This is a genomic window from Streptomyces sp. BR123 (assembly GCF_013401435.1).
Classification (GTDB): Bacteria; Actinomycetota; Actinomycetes; order Streptomycetales; family Streptomycetaceae; genus Streptomyces.
This window is the reverse complement of the sequence record NZ_JACBGN010000216.1, coordinates 1-12,451: the sequence shown is the minus strand read 5'-3', so window position 1 is coordinate 12,451 and position 12,451 is coordinate 1. Positions and strand designations below refer to the sequence as shown.

At 72.6% G+C, this 12,451-nt stretch carries 15 protein-coding genes and 1 tRNA gene; 4 read left to right on the top strand and 12 right to left on the bottom strand.

All coding sequences use genetic code 11. The features are described from left to right. Nucleotides 1-8: 8 nt before the first annotated feature. From HYE82_RS26700 to HYE82_RS26670, 7 genes are all read right to left on the bottom strand, one after another. Nucleotides 9-1,409, bottom strand: a complete 1,401-nt coding sequence (locus tag HYE82_RS26700) for a Ni/Fe hydrogenase subunit alpha (RefSeq protein WP_179176713.1) — start codon at nt 1,407-1,409, stop codon at nt 9-11. Then, on the bottom strand, nt 1,406-2,221 hold the full coding sequence (locus HYE82_RS26695; RefSeq protein WP_179176712.1) for an oxidoreductase: 816 nt from the start codon (nt 2,219-2,221) through the stop codon (nt 1,406-1,408). The genes HYE82_RS26700 and HYE82_RS26695 overlap by 4 nt, the downstream gene beginning before the upstream one ends. Before the next feature lies 1 nt (nt 2,222). Then, on the bottom strand, nt 2,223-3,029 hold the full coding sequence (locus HYE82_RS26690) for an FAD/NAD(P)-binding protein (RefSeq protein ID WP_179176711.1): 807 nt from the start codon (nt 3,027-3,029) through the stop codon (nt 2,223-2,225). Beyond that, a complete protein-coding gene (locus HYE82_RS26685) occupies nt 3,026-3,502 on the bottom strand; it encodes a cyclic nucleotide-binding domain-containing protein (RefSeq protein ID WP_179176710.1) in 477 nt (158 codons plus the stop codon). The genes HYE82_RS26690 and HYE82_RS26685 overlap by 4 nt, the downstream gene beginning before the upstream one ends. Beyond that, nucleotides 3,499-4,668 carry a 4Fe-4S dicluster domain-containing protein gene (locus HYE82_RS26680; protein WP_179176709.1) on the bottom strand — a complete coding sequence of 390 codons (1,170 nt, stop codon included), beginning with the start codon at nt 4,666-4,668 and terminating at the stop codon, nt 3,499-3,501. Before HYE82_RS26680 ends, HYE82_RS26685 begins: the two co-directional genes overlap by 4 nt. A 106-nt stretch (nt 4,669-4,774) precedes the next feature. Next, nucleotides 4,775-5,350, bottom strand: a complete 576-nt coding sequence (locus HYE82_RS26675) for a hydrogenase maturation protease (RefSeq protein WP_179176708.1) — start codon at nt 5,348-5,350, stop codon at nt 4,775-4,777. Between the two features lie 264 nt (nt 5,351-5,614). After that, a complete protein-coding gene (locus HYE82_RS26670) occupies nt 5,615-6,649 on the bottom strand; it encodes an amidohydrolase family protein (RefSeq protein ID WP_179176707.1) in 1,035 nt (344 codons plus the stop codon). Nucleotides 6,650-6,741: 92 nt separating this feature from the next. On the opposite strand from HYE82_RS26670, the gene HYE82_RS26665 reads away from it, so the two are divergent. Together HYE82_RS26665 and kdpF are read left to right on the top strand one after the other, a co-directional pair. Then, a complete protein-coding gene (locus tag HYE82_RS26665) occupies nt 6,742-7,479 on the top strand; it encodes a TetR/AcrR family transcriptional regulator (RefSeq protein WP_179176706.1) in 738 nt (245 codons plus the stop codon). Between the two features lie 289 nt (nt 7,480-7,768). Then, complete coding sequence (kdpF, locus tag HYE82_RS26660; RefSeq protein WP_179176705.1) at nt 7,769-7,858, top strand: K(+)-transporting ATPase subunit F; 90 nt, start codon at nt 7,769-7,771, stop codon at nt 7,856-7,858. A gap of 303 nt (nt 7,859-8,161) precedes the next feature. Here kdpF and HYE82_RS26655 read toward each other — a convergent pair. Next, nucleotides 8,162-8,235: transfer RNA gene (locus tag HYE82_RS26655), tRNA-Pro, on the bottom strand. Between the two features lie 144 nt (nt 8,236-8,379). Here HYE82_RS26655 and HYE82_RS26650 point away from each other — a divergent pair. Then, on the top strand, nt 8,380-9,081 hold the full coding sequence (locus HYE82_RS26650) for a transketolase (RefSeq protein WP_179176704.1): 702 nt from the start codon (nt 8,380-8,382) through the stop codon (nt 9,079-9,081). Nucleotides 9,082-9,093: 12 nt separating this feature from the next. Then, nucleotides 9,094-9,990: a transketolase family protein gene (locus tag HYE82_RS26645; RefSeq protein WP_179176703.1), complete on the top strand. Its 897-nt coding sequence runs from the start codon at nt 9,094-9,096 to the stop codon at nt 9,988-9,990. A gap of 214 nt (nt 9,991-10,204) precedes the next feature. Here the strand turns inward: HYE82_RS26645 and HYE82_RS26640 are convergent, their stop codons facing one another. From HYE82_RS26640 to HYE82_RS26625, 4 genes are read right to left on the bottom strand one after another with little or no spacing between them, the layout of a single operon-like run. Next, entirely contained in the window at nt 10,205-10,756 is a 552-nt protein-coding gene (locus HYE82_RS26640; protein WP_179176702.1) for a GAF domain-containing protein, read from the bottom strand. Nucleotides 10,757-10,783: 27 nt separating this feature from the next. Continuing rightward, a complete protein-coding gene (locus tag HYE82_RS26635) occupies nt 10,784-11,407 on the bottom strand; it encodes an ATP/GTP-binding protein (protein ID WP_179176701.1) in 624 nt (207 codons plus the stop codon). After that, nucleotides 11,385-11,807: a DUF742 domain-containing protein gene (locus HYE82_RS26630; protein ID WP_179176700.1), complete on the bottom strand. Its 423-nt coding sequence runs from the start codon at nt 11,805-11,807 to the stop codon at nt 11,385-11,387. The genes HYE82_RS26635 and HYE82_RS26630 overlap by 23 nt, the downstream gene beginning before the upstream one ends. After that, nucleotides 11,804-12,181 (bottom strand): roadblock/LC7 domain-containing protein, encoded by a 378-nt coding sequence (locus HYE82_RS26625; RefSeq protein WP_179176714.1) that lies wholly within the window; start codon nt 12,179-12,181, stop codon nt 11,804-11,806. The genes HYE82_RS26630 and HYE82_RS26625 overlap by 4 nt, the downstream gene beginning before the upstream one ends. Between the last annotated feature and the right edge of the window lie 270 nt (nt 12,182-12,451).

The window sequence follows — 12,451 nt, the reverse complement described above, 5'->3', positions numbered from 1 at the left end:
GGCGAATCTCACCCCCTGGGGGACGGATCGGAGCCACCGATGTGCTCGACGTCCAGTTCCAGGAAGTGGGCCGAGCAGGAGATGCACGGGTCGTGGTTGCGGACGGCCCGCTCGCACAGGTGGGTGAGCTCTGCCTCGGACGCCTCCGCGCGGTCGAGTCCGGCCTGGACGATCCGGCGCAGGTCCTCCTCGATGGCGCCCTGGTTCTGGGCGGTCGGCGGAATGAGGCGGGCGTCGGTGATGCGGCCGCTGTCGTCGAGCGCGTAGCGGTGGTAGAGCAGGCCACGCGGTGCTTCCGTGGCACCGTGTCCGATGCCGGCCCGGGCGGGCACCTCCACGTACGGGCGCCCGGGCTGCTCGTACGCGTCGATGATGCGCAGCGCCTCTTCCACGGCGTACAGGACTTCCACCGCACGGACGAGGATGCTGCGGTAGGGGTTCCTGCAGACGGTGCCGGGTCCGGTGTCCTTCGGTCCCGGACGGCCCGGCGGCGGATCTCCCAGTCCGGCCTCCCGGGCCGCTTCCAGGGCCGTGGGCGAGAGCAGGTGGCCGCTGACGGCCCAGCGGGCGAGGGATCCGGTGAGGTGCCTGCGGCCGTCCAGCCGGGAGTGCAGAGCCGTGGAGTACGGGACGTGCACCTCGGTGACGTGGTCGCAGAAGTCCCGAAGGGGGAAGCTGCGCGGCGTGAGGGCCTCGCCGTACGGGAGCACGGTGGGTACGCCGGACTCGATGGCGTAGGTATCGGCTTCGGCGAGGGCGAAGAGGTCGGCGTCGCACTCGGCGTCGGGGAAGTCGAACCCGGCCACCCAGCGGACCGTGTCCCACGCGTCGTCGAGGGCGGTGCGCAGTCGCTCCGCGAGGGGCCGGAGTTCGGTCCGGGTCGGGGTGCGGTGGAAACCGCCGAGGCGGACGTTGACGGGGTGGATCGCCCGGCCCCCGAGCAGTTCGACCACCGCGTTGCCGGTCTGTTTGAGGCGCAGTCCGCGCTCGACGTGCTCCCGATGTGCGCGGGCCAGGCCGATCACGTCCTCGTGGCCGAGGAAATCCGGTGCGTGCAGCAGATGGATGTGCAGGGTCTGGCTCTCGATCCATTCACCGCAGTACAGCAGACGGCGCAGGGCGGCCAGTTGCCCTTCGACGGTGATGCCGCACGCGTCCTCGATCGCCCGGCAGGCGCTCATCTGGTAGGCGACGGGGCAGATCCCGCAGATGCGGGAAGTGAGATCGGGGGGCTCGGTGTGCGCTCTGCCGCGGAGGAAGGCCTCGAAGAACCGCGGTGCCTCGTAGATCGCCAGGCGCGTCTCGGTCACGGTGCCGTCATGGATGCGCAGGTGGAGCGCGGTCTCGCCCTCGACACGGGTCAGGGCGGGGATCCGCAGGACCTGCGAGCGGGGCGCGGGCTCGCTCATCCGGTTCCTTTCGCGTCCGGCACGCCGGGCCCCTGCTCCTCCACGGCGGTGAACGCGGTCACGTTGAAGGTGTGCAGGAACCTGCCGACGTCCTCCTCGCTCATCCCGTCGCGGTGCAGGAGCGGTACGAGCGCGGGCAGGTTCGTGGTTCCGGCCGGACCGAAGCAGCCGTAGCAGCCGCGTCTGTAGGTCGGGCAGAGGGCGCCGCAGCCGGCGTGGGTGACGGGGCCGAGGCAGGGCGTGCCGTGGGCGACGGTGACGCAGACGTTGCCGCGTCGCTTGCAGGAGAAGCAGACGCTGTGGTTCGGGATGCCGGGTTTGCGTCCGGCGAGGAAGGCCGTGATGACCTCCAGGAGCTGGCCGCGGTCGATGGGGCAGCCGCGCAGCTCGAAGTCGACGGGGACGTGGGCGGAGATGGGCGTGGAGGTGGCAAGGGTCGCGATGTAGTCGGGGCGGGCGTAGACGGTCGCCAGGTACTCCTCGACGTCGGCGTAGTTGCGCAGTGCCTGGACGCCTCCGGCGGTGGCACAGGCGCCGATGGTGACGAGGTGGCGGGATTCGGAGCGGACACGCCGGATGCGGTCCAGGTGTTCGGGGGTACTGACCGACCCCTCGACGAGCGCGAGGTCGTACGGTCCCGGTGCGGAATCACCGGACGCTTCGGCGAAATGGGCGATCTCCAGTTCGGCGGCGATGCCGAGCAGTTCGTCCTCGCAGTCGAGCAGCGTGAGCTGGCAGCCGTCGCACGAGGCGAACTTGAAGACGCCCAGTCGGGGGCGGGCGGTCCGCTGCGGCGCGGTGGGGGTGGTCATCTCACAGTTCCCGGACGTTGAGCAGGGATTCGGCCTGGTCGTAGCCGATGACCGGGCCGTCGCGGCAGAGCAGCAGGGGGCCGAGCTGGCAGTGCCCGCAGTGCCCGGTGGCGCAGCGCATGTTGCGTTCGAGGGAGACCTGGATGCGGGCGGGGTGCACGCCCCGGTGGACCAGGGCGCGCCCGGTGGCGCGGATCATGACCTCGGGGCCGCAGACGAAGGCGGTCGTCTCCGCCGGGGTGAACCGGGCCTCGCCGAGCAGCGCGGTGACGACCCCTACCCTGCCGGTCCAGTCGCCGGAGGGCCGGTCGACGGTGGCCGCTGCGAACGGCCGGCGCCACGTGGGAAACTCGTCCGGGTACAGCAGATCGCCGGGGGTCCTGGCGCCGGCGAGGACGTTGAGCCGCCCGTACGCGTCCGGCTCGGCCAGTACGGCGTGGACGAGGGGGCGCAACGGGGCGAGGCCGATGCCGCCGGCGATGACCAGGAGATCACGGCCGCGTGCCGCGGCCGTGTCCCATCCGGTGCCGAACGGGCCTCGGACCCCCACCGCCGCGCCGGGCCGCAGCTCGCACAGCGCGCGCGAGACGGCGCCGACGGCCCGTACCGTGTGTGCCAGTCCCCGCCCGTCGAGGAGGCGCGACACGGAGACGGGGATCTCGCCTGCACCGAATGCGTACAGCATCGCGAACCGGCCCGGTGCGAAGGCGGGCAGGTGCTCACCGACCGGCTCCAACGCGAACGTGACCGTGTCGTGCGTCTCCTCCCGCCGGTCCACCACACGGTAGGGAAGCGGTGTCAGGGTCATGGCCTGGGCCCGCTCTCCTGCGGTCCGTACAGGTCGAGCAGTCGGGTCCGTGTGGCCCTGAGCCGTTCCCCGATCGTCGCGGCGACCAGCGTGACGAGTGCCAGACCGAGCGCGGGCCGTTCGGCGCACAGTGCGCGTACCGCGGCGGCGTCGAACTCCCAGGCGTGGACGGGTTCCCGGCTCTCGGCGCCGAGGTGCCACTGCCGGGGCGGGCACAGCCACGACCAGCCGAGCAGGCCGCCCGCACCGATGGTCTCGACGACCGCGCGACCCCGGCCGGGCACCTGGACGTCGAGTGCGACCGTGCCCGAGCGGATGATCCAGAAGCGGTCCGCCTCCTCGCCCTCCTCGAACACCCGCGTGGCGCCCGGCAGGACGACCTCGCGGGCCAGGGCCGTCAGCCGCTCCCGCTCCTCCGCGGGCAGGCCGGCGAGCAGTCCCTCGCCGCCGGGCCCGTCCGGATCCGTGGTCACGGCGTGTTCTCCCTCTGCGCGGCCTCCCGGTGCAGGGCGTGGGCCTCCTCGGTGAGGTCGATGCCGGTGGGACACCAGACGATGCAGCGGCCGCAGCCGACGCAGCCGGAACTGTCGAACTGGTCGTGCCAGGTGCCCAGCTTGTGGGTGAGCCACTGGCGGTAGCGGCTGCGGGGGGTGGCCCGGACGGGGCCGCCGTGCAGCAGCGAGAAGTCCAGGTCGTAGCAGGAGTCCCAGCGGCGCCACCGCTCGGCGTGGTCGCCGGTCAGGTCGGTCACGTCCTCGGTGGTGGTGCAGAAGCAGGTCGGGCACACCATGGTGCAGTTGCCGCAGCTCAGGCACCGGGCCGTGACATCGTCCCAGCGGTCCGCCTCCAGGGTGTCCCGCATCAGCGCACGCAGGTCCACCGGCGGCATGGACCGCCCCATGCGCTCGACGGCCTCGCGTACTCCACGGGCAGCGGCGGCACGGGTGGCGTGGTCGGCGGTGTGGTGCGGGAGTTCCGCGAGGACCGCGGCTCCCTCCTCGGTCCCGCCGCGGCACAGGAAGCGGTGGCCGCCGTCGTCCAGCACCTCGGTGAGCGCGAGGTCGTACCCTTCGTCCACGGCCGGTCCGGTGCCCATCGAGACGCAGAAGCAGGTGGCGCCCGGCTCGGTGCACTCGACCGCGATCAGGAAGGCGCCCGTACGCCGGGACAGATAGGCGGGATCCCGGTACCGGCCACCGGACATCACCCGGTCCAGGATCCGGATGGCGCGCAGATCGCAGGGCCGCACGCCGAGGAACGCGTACGAGACGGGCTCGGGCCTCTCCTCGCGCACGGTCAGCTCCCCGCCGGGCCCGCGGTCCGCGGACCACTGGCGGACCCGTTCTGGGTGCAGGAACGACTTCCACGACTGAGGCCCCGCACTGTGCGCGAAGGCGGCCCCGTCGTCGCGCCGGCGGACCCGGTACCGACCCGCCTCCAGCTCCACCCCCCACCCGTAGGGCAGCTCGGCAGCGGAGCCCAGCTCGTCGAGGACGATCGCACCGTCCCGCACGGTCGGGCCGATCACCGTACGGCCGCGGCGCTTCAGGGCCTGCACGAGCGCGTCGAGACCGCCACGGTCGAGAACCGCCTCGGTCCCGCCGCCGCAGGCCCGTCCGGTGTCTTCGGGATCGCTCATGCTCTGCCCTCTCCTGCGCGCGCCGGCCCCGGGGAAGCGCACATCGGATACGGTCCGCCGCGCCGAGGCCGTCACGTCCGGCGTGCGCCTGCTCACGGACAGGGTGTCAGGCAGATGGCCTCCGTGCCGCGAACGCCGCCCGGCGAGTCACACCCGGTGGCCCCGTCCCGGAACGGGCGTCGCGCGAAGATGCGTCGTGCCGTGCGATGTCCCCCTCGATCCGCCGGACCAGAGGCGGCACCGTGTCCGCCACCGCCGAGGTGAGGCCCAGGCCCACCGAGCGGTCCGTGCCTTCGACCGCGTACACGACCAGACGGCCGGGACCGCGCCCGAGAGCGTCGCCGAGCCGCAGGGCCTCGGCCAGTCCCAGCCCGTGCGTACTGTGCCTCCCGGGGGCGCCCGGACTCGGGGCTCCTCCCCCTGTGGCATCCCACCGGTGCGTCCGCCCCGGCTGCGCCGACGGAGGGAAACAGGCGTCGACGACGATCACGAGCCCGGCCTTCTCCCAGAGGTCGAGCAACCGCCCGGGGTCCCCGTCGCACTGCGCGAGAACGGTGCCCGGGGGCAGCCGCCGCTGCGCCGCCCGCTGCCTCAGCAGTGCGACGGCAGCCCACCCGACTCCGTCGTCGCGGCGGAACTCGTTGCCGATCCCGATGACCGCCGTGCCGCTGAACCCATCCACTGGTCCCCGCTTTCAGTCGTCGACGACCCGCCCCACGGGTGTGGCGGAGAAGCCACGCATTGATGATCGGCCCGCGGCCCGTGGTCCGCACCCGGGATCGCGGGGCCCGGCACACGGACCGGCGTCGACGCCCGGCAGCTGATCCGCCGCTTCGGCGAGGCGGCCGTTGCTCACCTGCCACGTGCGGAACCGGTCGCCGGGTGCGGTGGTCCTCGTGAGGGGCAAGGCCTGGTCAGGCCTGTGACAGGCCTTGCCTTGCCGAGGTCACCGGACGTGGCGGGCGGCGCGGGACGTGAGGTGCTCCCAGTTGCGGTGCGCGATGTCGGCCTTCTGCTCGTCGCTGAAGGGGGAGTCTTCCAGGAAGGACCGGGCGACACCGGCGCTGGTGTCCACGAAGGGGAAGCCGCGAGGGCGGAACCCATAGGTGAAGGGGTAGTCAGTGGAGTACAGCATCCGCTCGGTCCCCACGACTTCGGCCGTCCAGCGGAGGTAGCGGGGGCTGACGGTGCCGCTGCCGGCGACCCAGAAGTTCTGCTTGAAGTAGTCGGCGAGCGGCCGAGCCAGGCCACCGGCGTCGGCGAAGAAGCCGGTGTGGTCGAGATAGAAGAGCACGACCTCTCCCCAGTGGCCGGCGATCACCTGGAGATCGGGGTACCGATCGAAGACTCCGGAGAAGATCATCCGCAGGTACTGCACGCCCAGGTCGTAGTACCAGCCGATCGCCGGCCCTGCCAACGCGGTCCCGATGGGGCCGATGTCGGAGTAGTAGGCGTCCACCACCGCCTGCACGGGCATCTGCGGATGGAAGTGGAGGGGAACCTGCAGCCGCTCCGCAGCGGCGTACAGCTCGTCGTACTCGGGGTCGTCGGCGAGCTTGGATCCGGTGCGCCCGTAGAGCATGGCGCCCGGGAAGCCCAGCTCGGTGACCGCCCGCTCCAGCTCCGCAGCCGCGCCCGACGGTGACTGCGTCGGGATCGCCGCGAACGCCTGGAACCGGTCGGGGTCGGCGGCCACGATCTCAGCGAGCTGATCGTTGGTGTCGCGCGCCGCGGCGACCGCATCCGAGTCAGGCAGGTTCTGCACGCCCGGTGACGAGATCGACAGCACCGCGACGTCCACTCCCTGGTCGTCCATGTGCGCGAGCCTCATCTCCGCGGTGTCGCGCAATCGCCGGGCGACGAGGCTGTCGCCGAACCCCAGGTTCGGCAGCTCCGGCACCCCGGACCGCGACCACGCCTCCATGATCGCGGGTAGCGCGACGTGCTCTTCCAACGCAACGATCCGCAGCCGGTCGGACATGCAGTGCTCCTCTGCAGTTGGTTTCCATTGGAATCACCAAGGGCGTATCACTGATACTAACTGCGGAATCATCACCGCGGTATCGTTGATTCATGTCACCTCGTCCCCCGTCCGGGAGCAGCGCCTCCGACACTGCGGCCATCGGTCGCGAACAGGCCCGACAACGGGTCATCGAGGCCGCCGTCGAACTGCTGACGCGAGGGGGGCGCGACGCGGTCACCACCCGCGCGGTCGCCGAAACGGCGGGCCTGCAACCACCGGCCATCTACCGGCTCTTCGGCGACAAGGAGGGATTGCTCGACGCGGTGGCCGAGCACGGCTTCGCCGCGTTTCTCGCCACCAAGCGCGTCGACCCCGACCCGCGGGACCCCGTCGAGGACCTGAGAGCCGGCTGGGACGTCGCGGTCGGGTTCGGCCTGGCCAATCCCGCGCTGTACACGCTGATGTACAGCGAACCCACGAGGGCCACCTCGGCCGCCTTCAAGGCCGGAATGGAGATCCTGATGAGCCGCATCCGGCGCCTCGCCGCCGGCGGCTGGCTCCGCGTCGACGAGGAGGTCGCGGCCCAGGTCATCCATGCCACAGCGCGCGGCGCAGTGCTCACCTGGCTGTCCCTGCCGGAGCACCGGCGCAACCCGGCCCTGTTGACGACTCTGCGGGAGTCCATGGTCGCCGCCGTAACCAATCAGCGGCCGTCCGTGCAGGACGCGGGACCGGCGGGTGCCGCCCGCGCCTTGCGCGCAGCACTGCCCGAACAACAGACGACCCTCAGCAGCGCAGAGCAGCATCTGCTGAGGGAGTGGCTGGACCGCCTCGCCGTCGGCGGTTGAGGCATCGCGGCTCCGGCGTTCCCGCCGGGTGAGAGGTTGCGGTCGTTCCGATCCCGAGCGGTGAAGGCTCGGGCTTGCACAGTCCGAACGGACGGCATGACCGCACTTCGCCGACCAGGCTTCCCGGCACACCGCCTGCACCCCATCGGTGCAACGGCCGTCAACGCGGCATCAGTGATCCGCTCAGGTGGTGTCAAGAACGGGCCGAGGACGTGTCGCCGGCCCGTTCTCCGGTGTTCGCTGGTGAGGTTGAGGTCGTACGGAGGGTCGGCGGAGGGGTCGGATACGGGTGAGCACGGAGACTGTCGTAGGCACCCTCATCGCAGTGGGCCTCGTCGGCTATCTGGTCCTGGCGCTCTTCTTCCCGGAGAAGTTCTGACCATGGCCGTGGTGAAGGGAACGGTCCCCGCAGCCGAGTTCGCTGGACGGCCGGGCCGGGCATACGGCCCGGCAGGCTCAAGGTCCTCCTGGGCCGTCCCTGCGGACACGACCGGCAGACGACTCTCGCTGCAGCCGTACGCGGCACGCACGCGCTCTCGGACCGGGGGCCGCGGCGGACCGTGCCGCCCGTGATCGCCAACTGACGCGGTCAGGCAGGCCGGTCCCCAAGCGGTCCCCAAAATGGTCAAGGGGCTGTTTTGGATTGATCCAAAACGGCCCCTTGACCTGCGACTCTTTCGAGTCGGGACGACAGGATTTGAACCTGCGACCCCTTGACCCCCAGTCAAGTGCGCTACCAAGCTGCGCCACGTCCCGATGCCCGCTGACCTGGGGTTTCCCCGGCCGAACGCGCATGAGAACAATACCGCACTTCGCGGGGTGCTTGCGCGCAGATCCCGGCCGTCGGATTGCGGGGCTTGCGGTTGACCTCGACCGCACTTGAGGTTGCAGGATCCATGCATGACACAAGAAACCGCGGGCACGGAGTTCCGCCACCAGGACCTGGGGCGTCTCATGGCGCTCATGACCGGGGACGAGAAGCACGGGCCGGCCGCCACGTCCACCCTCGACGTGCTGTGGGTGCTCTACGACCGGGTGCTGCGGGTCGGGCCCGGGACAGCCGAGGATCCCGCGCGGGACCGCTTCCTGCTGTCCAAGGGGCACGGACCGATGGCGTACTACGCCGTCCTCGCCGCGAAGGGGTTCTTCCCCGTGGACTGGCTGAGCGGCTTCGGCTCGTACGACTCCCCGCTCGGCCACCACCCCGACCGGGTGCTCGTCCCCGGCGTCGAGATCGCCAGCGGCTCGCTCGGGCACGGGCTGCCGCTCGCCGTCGGCAGCGCCCTCGGGCTGCGGGCCCAGGGGCTGACCGATCCGGCGGTGTGGGTGCTGGTCGGCGATGCCGAGCTCGACGAGGGCAGCAACCACGAGGCGCTGGCGTACGCGGGTGCGGCCGGGCTGGAACGGCTGCACACCGTGGTGGTCGACAACGACTCGGCGACCCACGGCTGGCGGGGCGGGATCGCCTCCCGCTTCGAGGCGGCCGGCTGGTCCGCGGTGACCGTGGACGGCCGGGACCACGAGGCGCTGTACGCCGCGTTCAGCGCACCGCATCCGGGACGGCCGCACGCCGTGGTCGCGCGCGTCGAGAAGAAGGCCTGAGGGGAGAAGACCATGGACAACATGCGGGAGCGGTTCATCGCGGTCACGTCGCAGCTGCTCGACGAGGACCCCCGGCTGGCTCTGGTGCTGGCCGAGATCAGCATGGACGGGTTCCGGCCGGCGCAGCGGCGCCATCCGGACCGGGTGATCAACGTCGGCATCCGGGAGCAGCTGCTGGTCGGGGCGGGCGGCGGGCTGGCACTCACCGGCATGCGGCCGGTCATGCACACCTTCGCGAGCTTCCTCGTCGAGCGGCCGTTCGAGCAGCTCAAGCTGGACTTCGGACACCAGGGCACCGGCGGGGTCCTGGTCAGTGCGGCCGCCAGCTACGACTGGCCGGCCGGCGGCTTCACGCACATGTCACCGGGTGACGTGGCGCTGATGGACACCCTGGACGGCTGGACGGTCCACGTGCCCGGCCATCCCGACGAGGCCGAGGCCCTGCTCCGGCACGCCTGCGCCGCGGGCGACGACAAGGTGTACGTCCGCCTGTCGATGCAGTCGAACGCGGCTCCCCGCACGGTGGACGGTCTGCGCATGCGGGCCGTGCGGGAGGGCGCTGCCGGGGTGGTCGTCGCCGTGGGCCCGCTGCTCGACGAGGTGCTCGCCGCGACCGAGGGTCTGGACGTGACGGTGCTGTACGCCGCCACCGTGCGGCCCTTCGACGGAGAGACGCTGCGGGAGGCCGTCGGCCGGGCCTCGGCCGACGTCGTCCTCGTCGAGCCGTACCTGGCCGGCACCTCCACGGCGGCCGCCGGGCAGGCCCTCGTCGACGTGCCGCACCGGGTCCTCGGGCTGGGGGTCGGCCGGGCGGAGCTGCGCCGCTACGGCACGATCGAGCAGCACACCGCGGCCCACGGCCTGGACGCGCGCTCCCTGCGGGAACGGATCACCGCGTTCCTGCGGTGATCGCGCCCGGCGCACGCCCCCGCGGTCGATCCCCCGCCGGCTCCGGATGGGCCTCGGCCGGGCGTTCGGGCACCGCCTGCCGCCGGGAGTCGACCGGGCTCGCGCGCAGCTCGGCCGTGTCCTCCGGGGGACGGGTGGGCGACCGTGGCGTCCCGGTACCGGCGATCGCCCCGGCGGCGATCGCCCCGGCGGCGGCCGCCCGACCGGTGCCGGCTCAGCCGGCCCGCGCGGCGTCCCGGTGCGCCCGGACGAGGTCTGCGAGCTCCGCTGCCAGGGACTTCACGGTCGCCAGGCCCTCCGTCCCCCACCGGCGGGGCGCCACGTCCACCGCGCACACCGTGCCCAGGACCATCCCCTGCCCGTCGGTCAGCGGCGCGCCCGCGTAGGACCGGACCCCGCTCTCGTCGACCACGGCGTTCCCGGCGAACCGCGCGAAGTCCCGTACGTCCTCCAACACCAGCGCCCGCCGCCGCACGACGACGTGCGGGCAGTACCCGTGGTCCCGCGGCAGCACCCGCGCCGGGTAGCCGCTGAGCGGCGCGTCCGGCGCGTGGTGCAGCCCTGCGAAGAACTGCCGGTCCTCGCCGACGAAGTTGACGCCCGCGTACGGGGCCTGCAGCGCCTCGGCGATCCTCCGGGCGAAGGCGTCCAGCCCCGTGTCCGGCCGCTGCCCCAGGCCCAGTTCGCGCAGCCTGACGGCGCGCGCGGGCGCGTCCCGGTCCACCGGTGTGAGCAGCAGGTGTCCGGTTGACTCGTAGTACGTCATGGCGGGTCCCCCTTGCGAATTTCCGATTCACGAATACCGATCCGGCCGATGCGGTGCGGCCAGGGACAGCAGATGGCGGACGAGGACGGCCAGCACCCCCGTCCCGGAGCCCGGCAGCCGCGCGTCGCAGCGTACGACGGGCACGCCGGGCGCGAGGCCCACCGCCTCGCGGACCTCCTCCGCGGTGTAGCGGTGGCTGTCGTCGAACTCGTTGACGGCGACGACGAATCCGATGCCGCGCCGCTCGAAGAAGTCCACGGCCGGGAAGCAGTCGGCGAGGCGGCGCGTATCGGCGAGCACGACCGCGCCGAGCGCGCCGATGCACAGCTCCTCCCACAGGAACCAGAAGCGCTGCTGGCCGGGTGTGCCGAAGAGGTAGAGGACGTGGCGCTCGTCCAGGGTGATCCGTCCGAAGTCGAGGGCGACGGTGGTGGTCGTCTTCGTCTCGACGCCGTCCAGCGGGTCGGCGGCCTCGCCGATGCCGCTGAGCAGTTCCTCCGTGCACAGCGGCTCGATCTCGCTGACCGCCCCGACGAAGGTCGTCTTGCCCGCGCCGAACCCGCCCGCGACGAGGATCTTCAGCGTCGCGGGCGGCGCGGCGGCGGCCGCGCGGGAGTGGGTACGGGTGTCACAGTCGTCGGCGTAGGCCATCGAGCACCGCCCGGAGCAGGGTCTGGTCGTCGGCTGCGGCGGACGTTGCGCCGCCCGGGAACCGCGGCGCCTGCGCCGTGACGGCCCCGGATTCCATCAGGTCGGACAGCAGCACCTTCACCACCACCGCCGGGAGCCGCAGCTGCCCGGCCACCTCGGCGACGGTGACGGCCACGGCGCCCGCGCACAGGCGCAGTGCCAGGATGTGCTCGGCGCCGAGGGCGGTACGCGGCCGCACCCCGGTCGCGGTGACCAGGGACAGCAGGTCGAGGGCGACGGCCGGCCGGGTCCGCCCGCCGCTGGCCGTGTACGGGCGCGTCACCCGCCCGGCCGAGTCGTCGAGCCACGGCGTCGTCTCGCTCGGGGCTCCCCTGCCGTGCGCGGCCCGGGACGGCGTCACTCCCGGCCGGCGGCGGGCCGCCGCGGCGGGGCCGCCAGGTACGGTCGGACGCTCTTGACCAGCATCGCCATCTCGTAGCCGAGGACGCCCGCGTCGGCCTCCCGGTCGGCGAGGACGGCCAGGCAGGTGCCGGATCCGGCGGCCGTGACGAAGACGAGCGCGGTGTCGAGCTCGACGACCACCTGCCGGACCTCGGCGCCGTCGCCGAAGCGGGAGCCGGCGCTGCGGCCGAGGGAGTACAGGCCGGAGGCCAGCGCCGCCAGGTGGTCGGCGCTGTCGGCGTCGAGGCCGTGGAGGCAGGTGACGAGGCCGTCGGCGGTCAGGAGCACCGCGCTGCGGGTGTGCGGGACCCGCTGGACGAGGCCGCTGAGCAGCCAGTCGAGATCGGAGAGCCGGACGGCAGTCGTGGTCGGGGGCGGGGTCGTCGCCGGTGCCGCTCCCGCTGCCGCTGCCGTCGTGGTGGCCCTCGTGGTGGCCCTCGTGGTGGCCCTCGTGGTGGCCGTTTCGCCGCCCATGGTGGTGCGCTCCTTGCCGGGGTGGGGGTTCGGGGTCATGCTTCGTTCTCCGACTGGACGAGGCCGAAGCCGTGCCGGAAGGCGGCCATCAGGCCCGGGTCGTGAACGGGCTGGTCGGGGGTGTGGGCC